Source organism: Streptomyces sp. NPDC048057 (genome assembly GCF_040653095.1).
Classification (GTDB): domain Bacteria; phylum Actinomycetota; class Actinomycetes; order Streptomycetales; family Streptomycetaceae; genus Streptomyces.
The window spans coordinates 40,977-57,552 of record NZ_JBEZNF010000032.1; the positions used below are offsets into that span (position 1 = coordinate 40,977).

Sequence of the window (16,576 nt, forward strand, 5' to 3'; positions counted from 1 at the left end):
CCTAGACTTTGACGCCGGCGTCAAGGCAAGGGGGCGCGGGCCGTTCAGGGCCGTGGGGAGAGCAGCGCTTCGTACGTCGCGGCCCAGGTGTGGTCCCCGTGCCCGAGTTCCTTGGCCCGGTCCGCCGTCCGCTTGATGGCGTCGATCTGTGCGGAGTCCAGCTTGTGGCTGCGCGCCAGGTGTGCGACGTGGTCGACGGCCGTCGCCATCATCCCGAGGCCGCCGCCCCCGGTCCCGTAGGTGCGGGTGTCGACCTCGGCTGCGTGCACCGGCAGCATGGGCGGCAGGATGGCGGCGATGGTGGCCATGTACGGGGCGACGTCGACCGCGTCCACCCCCTCCTCCTTGGCCATCCCGAAGGCGTGGATCATGCCGCTGATGGCCCCGTAGAAGAAGTCCAGCAGCGCCAGGTCGAAGGCGGCGGCCCGGCCGTGGTCCGCGCCGACGTACTCGGTCCGGCCGCCGAGCGCCCGCAGCGTGTCCTCGTGGCGCTCGAAGACGTCGCGCGGACCGGCGTGGAACAGCAGCCCGTGCTCCGTGCCGACGATGGTGACGGGCACCATCACGGCGCCGTCGAGGTACGCGATGCCGTGCCGCTCGGCCCAGGCGGCCGTGCGGCGGCTGCGCTCGGGCACGTCGGAGGTGACGTTGACGAGGGTGCGGCCGGCGAGGGCGTCGGCCAGCGGTTCGAGGACCGCGTCCGAGGCGTCGTAGTCGAGGAGGCACACCAGGGTGAGCCCGCTGGCCCGTACGGCCTCCTCGGCGCTGGCGGCGACGACGGCGCCCCGCTCGACGAGGTCGCCCTCCTTGCCGGGGGTGCGGTTCCACACGGTGGTGGGGTGTCCGGCGTCGAGGAACGCGCCGGCGAGCGCGCGTCCCATGCCGCCGAGGCCGATGACGGTGACGGCGCCCGGCCGTACGGTGGTGGCGCGGTCTGCTGTGGATCCTGTGGATGGGGTGTTGTCCCTGGTCATGACCGTCATCGTTGACGCGGCAGTCAGGGCGGACAAGTACTGACCTTGAAGTGAGCAACGCACCTCGGGGTAAGCATCCAGGTCAGGCGTCTGCGGGGGACGGGACCCGTTTTCGGGGGCGGTTGTCAGACCCGGGTGGCAGAGTTCCGCCCCATGGATCTCACGGAGTTCTGGCGCGTCGTCGAAACCGCCCGCTCGACCGCCACGGCGGACCGCCCCTTCGACGCGGCCCTGGTCGACGTCCTCGCCACCCGTCCCGCGTCGGACGTCCTCGCCTACGAAGAGCGCTTCGAGGAGATGACCGCGGCGATCTACCGCTGGGACGTGTGGGCCGCGGCCTACCTCATCGGCGGCGGCTGCTCGGACGACAGCTTCATGGACTTCCGGGCCGGTCTGGTCGCCCTCGGCCGCGAGTGGTACGAGAAGGCGTCGGCCCACCCCGACGCGCTCGCCGAGAATCCCGTCGTCGCCGAGGACGCCACCGTGGGCGGCGTCGACTACGTCTTCTACGAGGACGTGAACTACGCGGCCCGCACCGCGTACGAGCGGATCACCGGCGCGGAGGACTTCTACGAGGCGTGCACCCGCCACCGCGCCGCCCGCGGCGAAGAGGACCGGACGCCCGTCGACATAGGCGAGGAGTTCGACTTCGACGACGAAGCGGAGATGCACCGCCGCTTTCCGCGCCTCTCGGCGCTGTTCCTCGACGACGACGCCCACGAGTCCGGCGACGCCGCCTGATCGGCCCGGTGCCGAACGCGCCCGCGCCCACCCTCCGTCATGGGGGAAGCCGGAGGGCGGGCGCGGGTGGGGAGCGGCGCGGGAGGGGAAGGGGGAGGGCTCCCGGGCCGGCGGGGTCAGACCTTCGTGGGGACGGACTTCTGGTCGCGCTGCTCCGGGACGTCCGGGGCGTCGTCCGCGGGCGGGGCGCCGTGGCCGTCGTCGAGGAGGGTCTTCTCGTCGAACGGGATGCGGCCGGCGAGCACCGCCTCGACCCGCTCCTTGTCGATCTCCTTCGTCCAGGTGCCGACGAGCACGGTCGCGACCGCGTTGCCCGCGAAGTTCGTCAGCGCCCGCGCCTCGCTCATGAAGCGGTCGATGCCGACGATCAGGCCGACGCCGTCGACCAGTTCGGGGCGGTGCGACTGGAGGCCGCCGGCGAGGGTCGCCAGGCCGGCGCCGGTGACGCCGGCCGCGCCCTTCGAGGCGATGAACATGAAGACCAGCAGCGAGATCTGCTCCGAGATGGTCAGCGGGTCGCCCATCGCGTTGGCGATGAACAGCGACGCCATCGTCAGGTAGATCATGGTGCCGTCGAGGTTGAAGGAGTAGCCGGTGGGCACGGTGATGCCGACCACGGGCTTGCTGACGCCCATGTGCTCCATCTTCGCGATCAGCCGCGGCAGCGCCGACTCGGACGACGAGGTGGAGACGATCAGCAGGAACTCCCGGCCCAGGTACTTCATCAGCGCCCACAGGTTGACGCCGGCGACCAGCTTCAGCAGGGCGCCGAGGACCACGAAGACGAAGAGTCCGCAGGTGATGTAGAAGCCGATCATGATCACGGCCAGCGACTTCAGGGCGTCCACGCCGGTCTCGCCCACCACGGCCGCGATCGCGCCGAACGCGCCGACCGGGGCCGCCCACATGATCATCGCCAGGATGCGGAAGACCAGCCGCTGGATGTGCCCGATGCCGCGCAGCACCGGCTCGCCCGACGTGCCCATGGCCTGGAGGGCGAAGCCGGCCAGCAGCGCGATCAGCAGGGTCTGCAGGACCTTGCCCTCGGTGAAGCCGGAGACCAGCGTCGTCGGGATGATCCCGAGCAGGAACTCGGCGGTCGACTCGCCGCCGCCCTCGGCCGCCTTGCCGCCCGCTTCCTTCGCCGCCTCGGTGATCTGGAGGCCGTTGCCCGGGTCCAGCACGTTGCCGACGAGCAGGCCGATCGCCAGCGCGGCGATCGACATCACGACGAAGTAGCCGAGCGCGAGCCCGCCGACGGCGCCGACCTTGGCCGCCTTGCGGACCGAACCGATGCCCAGCACGATCGTGCAGAAGATCACCGGCGAGATCATCATCTTGATGAGGTTCACGAAGCCCGTGCCGATGGGCTTCAGCTCGACGGCGACTCCCGGGGCTGCGAAACCGACGGTGATGCCCAACACCACCGCGACGATCACAGCGATGTACAGGTAGTGCGTGCGGTCCCTTCTGCCTGCCGTTGCAGCCACGGGTCCTCCTCGAATGTGTGCCGTTCCATGTCCCGTATGGATTTCGGCGAATATCCATCACGCTGTGACCCGGGTCACCGTTGCGTGCATTTCGTTCACGGCCGAGCCCCTGCACGCACAAACGAGCCGGGTGACGAATCTGGCACGCCATATCAAAAGTCATGATTCGAAGGGCAAACTGTCTCCATGCGCCTACCCCGCCCCCGCAGCCTCGCGGGCCAGCTCTTCGCGATGCAGGTCGTCCTCGTCGCGGTGATCGTCGCGGGCTGCGCCCTCTTCGCGTACCTCACCGACCGCTCCCAGGCGGAGGACACCGCCCGCCGTCAGGCCACCGCCACGGCCGCGACCGTCGCCGGCTCCCCCTGGGTGGCCGCCACGATCCAGACCGCGGACCCTTCCGCGAAGCTCCAGCCCTACGCGGAGCGGGCCCGCCGGGACGCGGGCGTCGCCTTCGTCACGATCATGGCGCCCGACGGCACCCGCCTGACCCACCCCGAGCCCTCCGAGATCGGCCGCGCCTATCTCGGCCACACCGAGCAGGCCCTGCGCGGCGAGGTGTACAGCGAGAAGCACCTCGGCGTGCTCGGCCCCTCCATCCGCACGGTCGTGCCGGTGTACGAGAACGGCGCTGCCGGCGCCGGGGGCGAGCGCCGCGTCGTCGGGCTCGTCAGCGCCGGCATCACCATCCAGACCATCAGCGAGCAGGTCCGCGAGCAGGTCTTCTGGCTGCTCGTGGTCGCCGGCGGCGCCCTCGCACTCGGCGGCGTCGGCACGTACGTCACCAACGCCCGGCTGCGCCGCCACACCCACGGCATGAACGCGGGCGAGCTGAGCCGGATGCACGACTACCACCAGGCCACGCTGCACGCGGTGCGCGAGGGACTGCTGATGCTCGACGGGCGGCGCCGCATCGCCCTCGTCAACGACGGCGCCCGCGAACTGCTCGGCCTCGACGGGGACGCCGTCGGCCGGCCCGTCGCCGAACTGGGCCTGCCGCCGGGGCTGACCGGGGCGCTGCTGGCCGCGGAGCCCCGCGTCGACGAGGTCCACCTCACCGCGGACCGGGTCGTCGTCGTCAACACCAGCCCGGTGGTGGGCGGGGAGCGCCGCGGCACCGTGGTGACCCTGCGCGACCACACCGAACTCCAGTCGCTGCTCGGCGAGTTGGACTCCGAACGCGGCTTCACCCAGGCCCTGCGCTCCCAGGCCCACGAGGCCGCGAACCGGCTGCACACCGTGGTCTCCCTGATCGAACTCGGCCGGGCACAGGAAGCGGTCGCCTTCGCCACCGCGGAGCTGGAACTCGCCCAGGCGCTCACCGACCGGGTCGTGGCCGCGGTGGGCGAACCGGTCCTCGCCGCCCTCCTCCTCGGCAAGGCGGCACAGGCGAACGAGCGGGGCGTGGAGCTGGTGCTGGCCCCGGACAGCCGGATCGACGACGGCGTCCTCCCGGCCGCCCTGTCCGCCCGGGACCTCGTGACGATCCTCGGCAACCTCATCGACAACGCCGTCGACGCCGCGTCCGAGGCGGCGGCCGACGGGCGCCCCGAGGGCTCCCCCGCCCGGCCCGGAGCGCTCCGGGCCCGCGTCACCGTCACCGCGTACGCCGAGACCGACGAGCTGCTGGTGCGGGTGCACGACACGGGCGCCGGCGTCGACCCCGCCCGCGCCGACGAGGTCTTCCACCGGGGCTGGTCCACCCACGGCCCCGGCCGTGGCCTCGGGCTCGCCCTGGTCCGCCAGGCGGTCCACCGCGCCCACGGCACCGTGGTGCTGGCCGAAGGCCCGGACGGCGGCGCGGAGTTCACCGTACGGCTGCCACTGGAGTCCCGGGTGCCGGCGTGACGGGAGCGTACGGGCCGGTGGGGACGGGTTCCGGGGGCGCTCAGGGCCGTGTCGTACGATCGCCGCTGCCCACCGCGGAGGTGCACCACCCATGAGCGCGAGCGACGAGCCCATCAGCGTCCTGGTCGTCGAGGACGACCCCGTCGCGGCGGACGCGCACGCGCTGTACGTCGGCCGGGTCAGCGGCTTCCGCGTCGCCGGCGTCGCCCACTCCCGCTCCGAGGCGGTGCGGGTCCTGGAGCGGACCCGGGTCGACCTGCTGCTGCTCGACCTCTATCTGCCGGACGGTCACGGCCTGGCGCTGGTGCGCTCGCTGCGGGCCGCGGGTCACTCGGCGGACGTGATCGCGGTGACGTCGGCGCGGGACCTGGCGATCGTCCGGGAGGGGGTGTCGCTGGGCGTGGTGCAGTACGTCCTCAAGCCCTTCACCTTCGCCACGCTCCGGGACCGGCTGGCCCGGTACGCCGACTTCCGCGCGGCGGCGGGCGAGGCGAGCGGCCAGGAGGAGGTGGACCGCGCGCTGGCGACGCTGCGGGCGCCGGAGGGCGGTGCGCTGCCGAAGGGGCTGAGCGGTCCGACGCTGACGGCGGTCACCCGCAGCCTGCGCCAGGCGCCGCAGGGGCTGACCGCGGCGGAGGCGGGCGCGGCGGTGGGCATCTCCCGCATCACGGCGCGCCGCTACCTGGAGCACCTGGTCACCCAGGGGCGGGCGGCCCGCAGCCCCCAGTACGGCCAGATCGGCCGCCCTGAGCTCCAGTACCGGTGGCTGACGGCGCCGTAATCCGTGGTCGTCGGCGCCCTGCCGGCCGCTAGTGCCGTGACCGGCAATGTTTGCCCGTGAGGAGTGCCGTCCGGTGCGTGCGATCACAAGGCGGCCGGAAGCTCTGGTAGCGGAGCTACCAGGGGTTTCGGCCAACGCGGCGAGGGTGCGTGCCGGACGGGACGACAGGGCAAAGCTTGCCGGGAGGGGCACTAGCGTCGCGCCCATGGACGAACTGGCCCTGCTCAAGCTCTCCGACGGTCCGGTCACCCGCGGTCGGCTCAGCCACGACCTGACCGCGCTCGGTCTCGCCGACGGCGACACCGTCATGTTCCACACGCAGATGTCCGCCGTCGGGTACGTGGCGGGCGGCGCCCCGACGGTCATCGACGCGCTCCGGGACGTCGTGGGCGAGCGGGGCACCCTGATGGTGACCTGCGGCTGGAACGACGCCCCGCCGTACGACTTCACCGACTGGCCGCCGGCCTGGCAGGACGTCCTGCGGGCGGAGCACCCCGCGTACGACCCCGTCCTCAGCGAGGCGGACCACAACAACGGCCGCCTCCCGGAGGCACTGCGCCGCTGGCCGGGCGCGGTGCGCAGCCGCCACCCCGACGCGAGCTTCGCCGCGCTCGGCGCGGCGGCGACGGAGCTGATGTCCGACCACCCCTGGGACGACCCCCACGGCCCCGACAGCCCACTGGCCCGCCTCGTCGCCCGCGGCGGCCGGGTCCTCCTCCTGGGCGCGCCCCTGGACTCCCTGACGATCCTCCACCACGCGGAGGCGCTGGCCGACGCCCCCGGCAAACGCTTCGTGGAGTACGAGCAGCCGATCCTCGTGAACGGCGAACGGGTCTGGCGCCGCTTCCGCGACATCGACACGGGCGACGCCGCGTTCGACTACGCGCCGGTGGTCCCGGAGGGCACCTGGCCGTTCGAAGTGATCGCCCGCGACATGCTGGCGGCGGGGGTCGGGAGCGGGGGTTTGGTGGGCGCGGCGCAAAGCCACGTCTTCGACGCGGCGGACGCGGTGCGGTTCGCCGTGGCCTGGCTGGAGAAGAACGTAGGCGCCACGAACTAGTTGGCGCGCGGTGAACCAGGCCCGCCCGCGCTCCGCCCGGGTGCGTCACCCCTTGCTGGTGCGTTGCGATCTGCGGCCCGGTGGGTGGCTGGTCGCGCAGTTCCCCGCGCCCCCTTATTGCCCACGCGCTGCGGGCGTACGGCGCGGAACTGCGCGAGCACGCCCCGCCGGGCTCAACCCGACCGCGTCAGCGACTCGCAGGTGCGGGTCGTGGACGACCTCTTCGCGAACGCGTCCAACGCTCTTTGGGGGTACGCGCCGTCCTCCCCGGGCCGCGGCGAGCGGATCACGTAGAAGCCGCGCACCGCACCCCCCGCGCACGTCGACTCGGCGGACAGCACACCGTCGCCCGCCGCTCCGACCCGCTCGCGCATCTCCTCCGCGTACGGGCCGTAGTACGCGTCCAGCACGTAGCGGGAGTGGTCCCCGCCCGCCGGAGTCAGCTCGCAGTGTTCGCGGAGCGCGACGCCGGGGCCGGTCTCGCGGGCGCGGGACCAGGCCCGGCCGGGTGGGGGCGGGACGCCGGCGCAGGCGCCGCGGGCGGCGGACGGGGGGACGTCCTCGTCGGGCGCGGACGGCAGCGCGATCGCCGCGGGGTCCGCCCCGAGGTGCGCCCCGCAGTCGAGGCGGTCCGTGGACGTGCGGGCCGTGCCGGTGGCGAGGCGGGCGAGGCGTACGCGGTCGGCGGGGTCGTCCACGGCGCCGTCCGCGACGACGGCCCGCACGGTGATCAGCAGGTCCACGCCACCGCGGGGGCAGACGACGAGGACGGCGACCGTCGCGTCGAGCGCGCGCGGCTCCGTTCGCGTGCTGCCGTTGAAGAAGCCGTCCCAGCCGGGTCCGAGCGGTACGGGCCACCGGACGTCCGTGCCCGGGTACGACGGCGTGCCGACGGCGTCCGCGCCCTGGGCCAGGCGGTGCACGGCGACGTCCACGCTGCTGCCGCCCTCGCCGGTCCGGGCGACCACGCACCGGTGGTCCGCCGGGGTGCCGTCCGCCGCGGACGACGGGTCGCGCCGCTCAGCGAGCCGGCCGTCACCGAGGACGGCCCGCGCCGACGCCACCGGCAGCAGCCCGTCGCAGGCGGAGGCGAGAACGGTGTCGCCCCGCCATCGGTCGAGGCCGTCGCCGAGGGTCAACCAGGCGGTGAGCAGCGCCAGCAGCGCCGCGAGCGCGCCGACGGCGGCCGTGCGGAGCCGGACCGGGGGCCATCGGCGCGCCGGCTCCGGGGCGGTCGGGCGCCCCTCGTCCTCGGGGTCGTCGAGGATGATCACGGCGCCTCTTCCAACACCCGGGTGCCGCGGCAGCCCGAGCGATCCGGCCAGGCACCCTCCGCCGCCACGTAGCGGTCGAGCACGGTGCGCGCCAACCGCCGCTGCTCGGCCAGTTGTTCGCGGGAGGGCTGGCGGTCGACCACCGCGGAATCCAGGGTCCGTACGACCACCTGGTGGTACGTGGAGGCGCCGCCGCACCGCGCGGTCGCCCGGGCCGTGAAGTGGGGCAGGGCGGCGCCCTGTTGCTGTTCCGCGATGTCGCGGGACCACGCCCCGGACGCGCTGGTGGCCTCGATCGCGACGATGTCCCCGGGGCGCTGCGGCACGGGTCGGGCGCGCAGTTCGCAGTGGCCGGCGCGGGTGGCGTACGGGCCGGTCGGCCGCGACGTCCAGGTGCCGGCCAGGCCGAGGGCGTCCGCGTCCAGCCAGTGGCACAGGGACGCGTCGGGGCGCGTCGGTGCCGCGCGGAGTTCGCCGAGGGGGGTGCCGCCGCAGCCCTGGCGTACGGCGATCCGGTCGGCGACGGCCACGGCGGTGCGGGCCGCTTCGGTACGGGTGGGCCCGTCGGGCTCTTCGGGCGTGCCGGGTCGCGCCAGCGGCAGGCTCACCCGCACCTGGAGGTCGGTGCTGCGCCCGGTGCGTCTGGCGAGGCCGTTGGGACAGGTGACGACGAGGACGGCCGCGGCCGTGTCGTCGTCACCGTCGGCGCTGCCGAGCGCGTTCGCCGGGAGCGCCAACGGAAAGGCGGCGTCGGGCGGCTGCACGGTGTCGGGGGCGTCGGGCCCCGGCCGCAGCGGCGCGGTCGCCCGCACCTCCGCACTGACCCCGCCCCAGGCCAGCCGGCAGTCCAGCAGCGCCCCGCTCTCCTGGTCGGGGTGGAGCAGGGTGCCGTACTCGACGAGACGTCCCGCGGTGTCGTGAGGGAGGTGCGGGCGCAGGTGGTCCCGCGGCAGCAGGCCCCAGCAGGCGTCGGCCAACTGTTGCTGGTTGTCCGCGAGTTGCTGGCGCGCGGTGTAGGCCCGTACGGCGTACGCGCCGGCGCCGACGAGCACCAGCGCGGCGAGTGCCAGCGCGCCCCAGGTGCGGGGGCGCCACTGCTGCCACCGGGCGACCGGCGCGTCGGCCGCGCCGGTGTCGCCGCGCCCGGGGCCTTCGCCGTCCGCGCCTCGCATGTGTCCCCGCCCCGGCGTCCGGTCGTCGCGTCCGCTTTCGGGACGGGAGGCTATCAACGGGTCCGCAGGGCCGGAGTCGTGATCACGTGATGCCAAGGGTCAGGACCTGCGCTCCAGGACGAACCGCTGTCCCGTCCGGCCCTCGCGGCACGGGCGCAGGGCCAGCAGGGTGCTGATCTCGTCGGGGGCGGCCTCCAGGGTCATGCAGCCGCCGGGGTACACGGGGCGGATCGCGAAGACGCCCTGACCGGCCGTGGTGACGGGTTCGAAGCGGAACTCCTCCCCTTCGCCGCGCCGGCCGCACTCCTGGTTGACGAAGGCGGAGCCGTACGCCGGTCTTCGGCCCGCGGTGCCGGTGCAGCGTTCGCCGCGGACCGGGTGGTAGCTCTCGACCAGCCAGAAGCCGGACGGGCCCACCTCGATGCGGAAGTCGGGGAGGATCTTGCTCCCGCAGTCGACCTGGAAGATCCGGCCGGTGTCGTCGCCCCGCTCCCCCAGGCACCAGTTCGAGTCGACGGGGCGGATGAACACCTTGCCTGGCGTGGGGGTGAGCAGCGCCGGGCCCATCGAGAACGAGTGCTGGACCGCGCCGCCCTGCGGCGGGCCGGGGGTGTCGTCGGAGTCGCGCATCATGTGCACGAGCGTCGCGAAGACGGCACCGAGGACGACGACGGCCGAGGCGAGGAGCAGAACGGTCCGCCTGGAGGGCCTGGAGCGCTCGGTGCGGGCCGGGGACGGCCCGTCGGCGGGCGCGCCGGAGTCGACGGCACCGCTGGCGTCGTCGCCCGGAGCGACCGGGGCGCCCGGGGCTCCTGTGTCCGTGACGAGATCCGACGGGTCGGCCGCGGTGTCGGACGCGGCACCCGTGCCGGACTCGGAGCGCGGGGCCGTCTCCCGCTCGCCGTCCGTGCCCTGAACGTCCGTCAGCCGTTCGACACCGTTGTCCACCGCGGTCGGCTCGCCCACGGCGACGGCCCCGCCGGCCGCCGCGCCGCCCGCCCCGTACTCCGGGACCTCCGTCGACTGCCGCTCCCGACGGGCCAGTTCCTTGCGCACCCGCATCCAGGAGTCGATGCCGTCGGGGCCGCAGCCGCAGGCCCGGACGAAGGAGACCACGAGTTCTTCGCGCGGCAGGGTGGAGCGGCTGAGCATGTTCGCGACCGTCGAGCGCGGCAGCACGTCCCCCACCGCGCTCGCCCGCTGGGCGAGTTCGCGGTAGGTCAGACCGGACCAGTCCTTGAGCGCGTGGAGCCTGGCCACGAACTCGGCGGCTGTGCGGGCGTCTTCCGGATCGGGCGCGCTCCGTCGGCCGGCGTCCATCCGTCCTCCGATCTCTGTCCTTGCGCTGACCAGCCGGGACAGCATCGGGACATGTCCCAGAAGTGTCCCGGACGGGCTCCACCCTTGTCATGCGGCCGGTGCGGCTCAAGAGTGATCTGCGCCATCCCCTCGACCGTCGGCCGGGAAGCGTCGGCCGCCGGTCGTTCGCAGTCCGACTCTCCGGGATCCGGGAAGAAGGGGGACGGCATCACGGGGGAACGGGGGACGGGGGAACGCGGGGGCGAGTGGCCGGGACGGACCGCACGGGTGCCGGTCGCGGCCCCTCTCCCCCGCGTCACCCGCGACCGACGGACCGGGCCCCGTCCGCGAACGCCGCACGAACGGCGCACAAGTGCCGCATCCATGCAGCACGGATGCGGCAGGGATGCGGCACGGACGCCGCGCCGGTGCCGCACCGGCGCGACCCCTCGGGTGGTCATCCGTCACTGCCGCCCCGGCAGTATCCGGACGCTTTCCTTCCAGGAAACGCGGAAGCAGCGCCACCGCGGGCGGGGGCGTCGAACCGGACACGGGAGCCGATACGGCAAGGAGGGCAATCCGCCCCATACGGACGCGGCGCCGTTCGACCCCTTGCACAGTTTCCCGCCGCGGGGCGCACGGAGCGCTCCGACCTTTCACCAATCTCCGCGGCAGCAGCCGACGACGGGCGCACCACGGGTTCGAACTCCCTCGCCACTCCACAGGACGTACCGGAATGCTCCACGCGATCTTCACGAATCAGCCAGGTGTCCCGAGGGGCCGAAGGGGCCGACACGCCAACCACCCCCGACACAACGCTGAGCTGCCGCACCTTTATTCGCCCCTGATATCGGCGGAGATCACCTGGGAACGCCACGGGTGGCGCGAATCCCCCGAGTGCGCGCCGCGCAGGGGCGCACCGGAATCCGTACGGCGCCGACACGTCGAACCTGATGGGCCGTCACACCGCTGTGCGCCCCCGCGTCGAACTCCGCTCCCGACAAGGGCGCCTTCCTGCCAACCCTGCTCAAGCGCTCCGAGTCCCCCGCCAGAGCGTCCGAAAGCCGAACTTGTTGGCAGGGACCGGTCACGCAGAAGATCCCTCCATCGATGACGCAGCCCCAGGACTCCCGCACGGTCCATGGGCCTGCCGATCACGTGACGTGGGCCCGACGCATACGGGCCCAGGACCCCTCATCGGAGGACATGTGAAGGTCAAGACGCTCCTGTCCACGGGCTTCGTCGCCCGAAGAGCCCGCGCCGCCACCGTCGTCGCCAGCCTGGCGACCGTGTCCGCGCTCGTGGCCCCCACCGCCGTGGCGGCGGACGCCCCCTCGGGCGCGAAGGCCACCGCGAGCCAGCTCGTCCAGGCCAGCGATGCCGTCCTCGGCGCCGACGTCGGCGGCACCGCCTGGTACACCGACAAGGCGTCGGGCAAGGTCGTCATCACCGCCGACAGCACGGTCTCGGCGGCGGAGATAGCCAAGATCAAGAAGGCGGCCGGCGCCCAGGCCGGTGCGCTGGAGATCAAGCGCACCGCCGGCAAGTTCAGCCGGTTGATCGCCGGTGGCGAGGCCATCACCTCGTCCGGCGCCCGGTGCTCCCTCGGCTTCAACGTGATCAACTCGGCGCGCCAGTTCTTCGCGCTCACCGCGGGCCACTGCACCAGCGGTCGGCCCAACTGGAACATCGGCTCCGCCGTGCCGGGGCAGACCGTCTTCCCGGTGTACGACCACGGAGTCATCCGGCACGCCAACCCCGCCGCCGCGGACGGCCGGGTCTATCTGTACAACGGCACCTACCGCGACATCGTCAACGCCGGCTCCCCCGGCCTCGGCCAGCGCATCGAGCGCTCCGGCAGCACCACCGGCTACCGCACGGGCAGCGTCACCGGCCTGAACGCCACGGTCAACTACGGCGGCGGCCAGCTCGTGTACAACACGATCCAGACCAACGCCTGCGCCCAGCCCGGTGACAGCGGCGGCCCGCTCTTCGCCGGCAACACCGCGTACGGCCTGCTCTCCGGCGGCAGCGGCAACTGCTCCGTCGGCGGCACCACGTTCTACGAGCCGGTCACCCGGCCGCTGGGCCTCTACGGCCTCAGCGTCTTCTAAAGCGTCTTCCCAGCCCGCGGGACCAGCGCGGAGCAGTCGTCCACCAGCAGATCCCGGTGGACCTCGGGGATCCTCCGAGGTCGCTGCCGGTGGCTCGCCCTCCCGGCCCCTCGGGCAGGAGCCACCGGTCCGACCCCGGTGACCGCCCCCGGCGCGGCGTACGGACCGCGCCGGGGGCGGTGCCGGGTCCACCCAGGGCCTGTCTTGCGGATCAGGACAGCTTGCTGAAGCCGTTCCAGCCGGTGCCGATCTTCACGCCGTTGCGGACGGTCCCGGCGCCGGTGCCGTCGTACCGCCACAGCTCGCCGGCCGCGTTCCGGCCCACCACGTCGTCCTTGCCGTCCTTGGTCAGGTCACCGGCGCCGACGATGGCGGTGAAGCCGTTCCAGCCGGTGCCGATCTTCACACCCGCACGGATGGTGCCGGCGCCGGTGCCGTCGTACCGCCACAGGGCGCCCGCGGCGTCCCGGGCCAGCAGGTCCGCGTGCCCGTCCCCGTTCAGATCGCCCGCGCCCACGACCGTCAGCGCCTTCCAGTTGGTGCCGATGCGCCCGACGCGGCTGAACCCGCCCTTGTCGGTGGCGGCGAACAGGTACATGTCGCCGGTGGCCGCGTCGCGGGCCACCAGGTCCGGGCGTCCGTCCTTGGTGAAGTCTCCGGAGGACACGAGCGCGTCGAAGCCGCCCCAGCCCGAACCGACCGTGACGGACGGGCTGTTGGGGGTGACGACGGCGCCGCGCGCGGGGCGGTACGCCTTCAGCACACCCGCGCCGTCGCGCACCAGGACCTCGTTGGCCCCGTCGCCGTCCAGGTCGCCGTACGGGACCAGGGTGGAGGTGGTGGGCCAGGTGCCGCCCTGGACCTTGGCGCTGTAGACGTGGGTGGCGTTGCCCTTGTAGACGGTGAGCGCGCCGGTGGAGGTCTGCGCGAAGACGTCCACGAAGCCGTCGCCCCCGACGTGGTCCCGGCGCACGGCGGGCGTCACGGGCGGCTCCCCGCCGGGCAGCCCGGTCCCCGCGGTCCACAGCTGGCCGGTGAAGTCTCCGGTCGACTCGCGCCACACCGCGGTGGTACGGCCCTCGGGACCGCCGACGACCTGGCCGATGGCCACGCCCGACGGCTTCCTGCTGAGCGTCTTCGGCGTCGTCCAGACGCCGTTGACCCGGGCGGCGTGCTGGAAGATCCGGCCGGTGCCGTCCGCCGCCTCTTGGACCCAGCCCGCGTGCACGGTGCCGTCGGGGCCGATCTCGGCGTCGAACTGCTCGGGGACGTACTCCGTGGAGAGCGTCTGGACGGGGGACCAGGTGCCGCTGGTCGAGCGGGTGGAGGTGTGCGTGCCGAAGCCGCCCTGATGCCCCCGGCTGGCCCACACCAGGGTGATCTCGCCGTTCGGCGCCACCAGCGGATACGTCTCCACGGCGCCGTCGGCCGGCCCGATCTCCTCAGCCGCGCCCCACTGGGTGCTGCCGGCCGGGCGCACGACGGCTTCCATCTTCCGGTCGCTGCCGATGAACCTGCTCCACGTGAGCACGACCGTGCCGTCGGCACCCGTGCCGGCCCGGACCAGTCCGAGGTCGCTCTCGGGTCCGGAGACGGAGCGGGGTGCCGTCCACTGTGTCGCGCCGGCCGCCTTCTCCGCGACCATGGCGGTGTTGTCGATCACGTGGCTGGCCGTCCAGACGACCGTCAACGATCCGTCGGCTGCGAAGAGTGCTTGCGGAACGTCGCCGTCCAGGGCGGAGGAGGCATCCAACTGATGGGCCGGCGACCAGCTTCCGCCCGGCGACGTGCGTTCGGACACGAAGACGTCGGTCGACCGGTCGAGGTACCGGGACCAGACCAGGGCGGCCCGGCCCGAAGGGCCGATCGCGAGGAACGCGTCGCGCACGTTCCCGCCGCCCGTGACGACGTCGGCCGGGGCCGACCACGTCGTACCGCCCGCGGCGAGCGTGGACATCCGGATGGTGCGGGAGTCGCCCGGCCGCACCCAGGTGAGCGTGACGGAGCCGTCCGGAGCCGGCAGCAGTTGGACGCTCTCCCGGCCCTTGTCCATCGTGTCCAGGACCGTCGCCGCGCCCCACGTGGCGCTGTTCGCGGGCCGCACCGCGACCCGCAGCTCGTGGTTCCACGTACCGGCGATCTCCCGGTAGTACGCGGCCACGACGTCGCCGTTGGCGGCGGTCTTCACATCGATGACGTCCACGACGTCGGTGGTGCCGGTCAGCGCCACCGGGGCGCTCCACGGGCCGGCCACGCCCGAAGGCGTGACGGCGTTCGGTGCCGCCGCTGCGGTCGGCGCTGCGCCGACTCCTGCGACGGTCACCGCGCCCAGCGCGAGGACGGGTGCGAGTGAGACGCCGAGGATCCGGCGTACGGTCGCGCGCTGGGGCTGAGGGGTAAGTCTCAAAGTTCCTCCGATGGTCGGCTGCGGTCGTGGAGGAAGGCGACGGCACGACGAGTCGGCGGCACGCACGGACACGCGGCGGCCACACTCCCCCCACACAAGCGTCCGGACAGTAACAGCCCCCGCTGACAGGCGCCTTGGAATATTTGCCACCCACAACGACACGCCACCGTCGGCGCCGCCACCCGGGCCCGGTGGATGGCTTGTCGCGCAGTTCCCCGCGCCCCTGAAACCCCTGCCCCAGCCCGCAGACGAAGCTGATGGGGAAGCGAAACAGAGGGCGGAGAACTGCGCGACAAGCCACGACGCTCCCGCAGGGACCAACGCGCCCGCAGGACAACGGCGCTCCGTCCAGCGGCACCAGCACGCGGGACGCGCTAGCGCGCCGTGCCCGACCAACCCGCGAGCACCGTCGACAGTGCCTCCGCCGCCTCCTTCGCGTCCTTGCCGTTGCCGCGCGCCTTCGGGGCCAGCTCGACGTGGAGGAACGTCGCCTTGTGGCGCTTCGCCGCCTTCCCCTGGACGTTGGTGGTCCCTTCCAGCTCGCACCGGTCGGACCATCCGCGGCAGACCCGCAGGCCCTTGTCGGTGAGGAGGTCGGCCAGACCCGTGACGTCCGGCGTCACCGTCGGTACGGCGCCGGTGGAGAGGATCGCTTCATAGGGGCGATTCGACGATTGGGCGAAGCCGTGCAACTGGATCCCGGGAATTCGGCGCTTTTGCAATTCGGCCACGATTGCGTGAAAGACGCTGTCCGTGCGGTGGGCCACGTCCGCCGCGTCCCCCTTGCCGGCGTCGCGGTGGGCGCCGGCGACGACGAGCGCGCCGCCGGGGGTGTTCTCCATCAGGTGCGCGCCGAGGGATTCGGTGTCGCGGTCGGCGACCGGGTGGGGCACCTGCACGCTCCAGCGGACCTTGGCGTCGGCGTTGAGGTAGAGCCGTCCCCACCGAGCGCTATTTCCGGACTTACTGGCCGAAACCTCGTCGTATCGCTTGCCGGACACGGCGTCCGTGAGTCTCGTCACACGGAAGCCCGCGTCATCGAGGACGTGTTCGGCCTTCTCCCGGTCGCCGTCCAGCAGGTGTCCGACGCCGCGGGCGATGCGCTCGCGGTCCTTGTCGCCCGGCGGCTTGTACGCGTCCCGACTTTCCGCCTGGCCTGCGTACCTGACGATCCGATCGTTGACGTCGACCAGCTCCCGCGACCCCGACTTCCCGCCCTTGTCGTCGCCCGGTTCCGCCTGGCATCCGACCAGCGTCAGAGCCGTTCCGAGGGCCCCCGCAACAACGATCAGTCGAACAGAAAGTGATGATCTCGTGATGCCGGGCGGACGGTCGGGCTTCGGCGGCGTGGGAAAATCTGCCGGTGACATTCTGTGATTCTCTCCCTATAGGTCGTGCGCTGGCAGTGACGGCGGCCCT

At 73.1% G+C, this 16,576-nt stretch carries 12 protein-coding genes; 5 read left to right on the forward strand and 7 right to left on the reverse strand.

Annotation, left to right across the window (positions count from 1 at the left end; genetic code table 11):
- Positions 1 to 44: 44 nt before the first annotated feature.
- Positions 45 to 974, reverse strand: coding sequence for an NAD(P)-binding domain-containing protein (locus AB0E05_RS30515; RefSeq protein ID WP_361969457.1), 930 nt, complete (start codon positions 972 to 974; stop codon positions 45 to 47).
- A gap of 153 nt (positions 975 to 1,127) precedes the next feature.
- Between AB0E05_RS30515 and AB0E05_RS30520 the strand changes: the two genes are divergently transcribed.
- Positions 1,128 to 1,715: a DUF4240 domain-containing protein gene (locus AB0E05_RS30520; RefSeq protein WP_361969460.1), complete on the forward strand. Its 588-nt coding sequence runs from the start codon at positions 1,128 to 1,130 to the stop codon at positions 1,713 to 1,715.
- A 116-nt stretch (positions 1,716 to 1,831) separates the two neighbouring features.
- Here the strand turns inward: AB0E05_RS30520 and AB0E05_RS30525 are convergent, their stop codons facing one another.
- Positions 1,832 to 3,205: a cation:dicarboxylase symporter family transporter gene (locus tag AB0E05_RS30525; protein ID WP_361969463.1), complete on the reverse strand. Its 1,374-nt coding sequence runs from the start codon at positions 3,203 to 3,205 to the stop codon at positions 1,832 to 1,834.
- Positions 3,206 to 3,391: 186 nt separating this feature from the next.
- Here AB0E05_RS30525 and AB0E05_RS30530 point away from each other — a divergent pair, with 186 nt between their 5' ends.
- The 3 genes from AB0E05_RS30530 (at position 3,392) to aac(3) (ending at position 6,891) form a co-directional block, all read left to right on the forward strand.
- Positions 3,392 to 5,050, forward strand: a complete 1,659-nt coding sequence (locus tag AB0E05_RS30530) for an ATP-binding protein (RefSeq protein WP_361969466.1) — start codon at positions 3,392 to 3,394, stop codon at positions 5,048 to 5,050.
- A gap of 91 nt (positions 5,051 to 5,141) precedes the next feature.
- Positions 5,142 to 5,831, forward strand: coding sequence for a response regulator (locus AB0E05_RS30535; RefSeq protein WP_361969469.1), 690 nt, complete (start codon positions 5,142 to 5,144; stop codon positions 5,829 to 5,831).
- Between the two features lie 205 nt (positions 5,832 to 6,036).
- Positions 6,037 to 6,891, forward strand: coding sequence for an aminoglycoside 3-N-acetyltransferase (gene aac(3), locus AB0E05_RS30540; RefSeq protein ID WP_361969472.1), 855 nt, complete (start codon positions 6,037 to 6,039; stop codon positions 6,889 to 6,891).
- A gap of 173 nt (positions 6,892 to 7,064) precedes the next feature.
- On the opposite strand, the gene AB0E05_RS30545 is transcribed toward aac(3), so the two are convergent.
- From AB0E05_RS30545 to AB0E05_RS30555, 3 genes are all read right to left on the reverse strand, one after another.
- A complete protein-coding gene (locus AB0E05_RS30545; RefSeq protein ID WP_361969475.1) occupies positions 7,065 to 8,165 on the reverse strand; it encodes a hypothetical protein in 1,101 nt (366 codons plus the stop codon).
- A complete protein-coding gene (locus AB0E05_RS30550; protein WP_361969478.1) occupies positions 8,162 to 9,337 on the reverse strand; it encodes a hypothetical protein in 1,176 nt (391 codons plus the stop codon). The genes AB0E05_RS30545 and AB0E05_RS30550 overlap by 4 nt, the downstream gene beginning before the upstream one ends.
- A 99-nt stretch (positions 9,338 to 9,436) precedes the next feature.
- Entirely contained in the window at positions 9,437 to 10,657 is a 1,221-nt protein-coding gene (locus tag AB0E05_RS30555) for a helix-turn-helix transcriptional regulator (protein WP_361969481.1), read from the reverse strand.
- A gap of 1,259 nt (positions 10,658 to 11,916) precedes the next feature.
- Between AB0E05_RS30555 and AB0E05_RS30560 the strand changes: the two genes are divergently transcribed.
- Positions 11,917 to 12,750, forward strand: a complete 834-nt coding sequence (locus tag AB0E05_RS30560; protein WP_361969603.1) for a S1 family peptidase — start codon at positions 11,917 to 11,919, stop codon at positions 12,748 to 12,750.
- A gap of 211 nt (positions 12,751 to 12,961) precedes the next feature.
- Here AB0E05_RS30560 and AB0E05_RS30565 read toward each other — a convergent pair whose 3' ends face one another.
- Both AB0E05_RS30565 and AB0E05_RS30570 read right to left on the reverse strand, forming a co-directional pair.
- A complete protein-coding gene (locus AB0E05_RS30565; protein ID WP_361969484.1) occupies positions 12,962 to 15,157 on the reverse strand; it encodes an FG-GAP-like repeat-containing protein in 2,196 nt (731 codons plus the stop codon).
- A gap of 374 nt (positions 15,158 to 15,531) precedes the next feature.
- Positions 15,532 to 16,527, reverse strand: a complete 996-nt coding sequence (locus AB0E05_RS30570) for a hypothetical protein (protein WP_361969487.1) — start codon at positions 16,525 to 16,527, stop codon at positions 15,532 to 15,534.
- Positions 16,528 to 16,576: the final 49 nt, after the last annotated feature.

Excerpts from the sequence above, each read along its gene's own strand:
- AB0E05_RS30570 (WP_361969487.1), bottom strand. The coding sequence starts at position 16,527 with ATGTCACCGGCAGATTTTCCCACGCCGCCGAAGCCCGACCGTCCGCCC.
- AB0E05_RS30550 (WP_361969478.1), bottom strand. The coding sequence starts at position 9,337 with ATGCGAGGCGCGGACGGCGAAGGCCCCGGGCGCGGCGACACCGGCGCG.
- AB0E05_RS30515 (WP_361969457.1), bottom strand. The coding sequence starts at position 974 with ATGACCAGGGACAACACCCCATCCACAGGATCCACAGCAGACCGCGCC.
- AB0E05_RS30555 (WP_361969481.1), bottom strand. The coding sequence starts at position 10,657 with ATGGACGCCGGCCGACGGAGCGCGCCCGATCCGGAAGACGCCCGCACA.
- AB0E05_RS30535 (WP_361969469.1), top strand. The coding sequence starts at position 5,142 with ATGAGCGCGAGCGACGAGCCCATCAGCGTCCTGGTCGTCGAGGACGAC.
- AB0E05_RS30520 (WP_361969460.1), top strand. The coding sequence starts at position 1,128 with ATGGATCTCACGGAGTTCTGGCGCGTCGTCGAAACCGCCCGCTCGACC.
- AB0E05_RS30530 (WP_361969466.1), top strand. The coding sequence starts at position 3,392 with ATGCGCCTACCCCGCCCCCGCAGCCTCGCGGGCCAGCTCTTCGCGATG.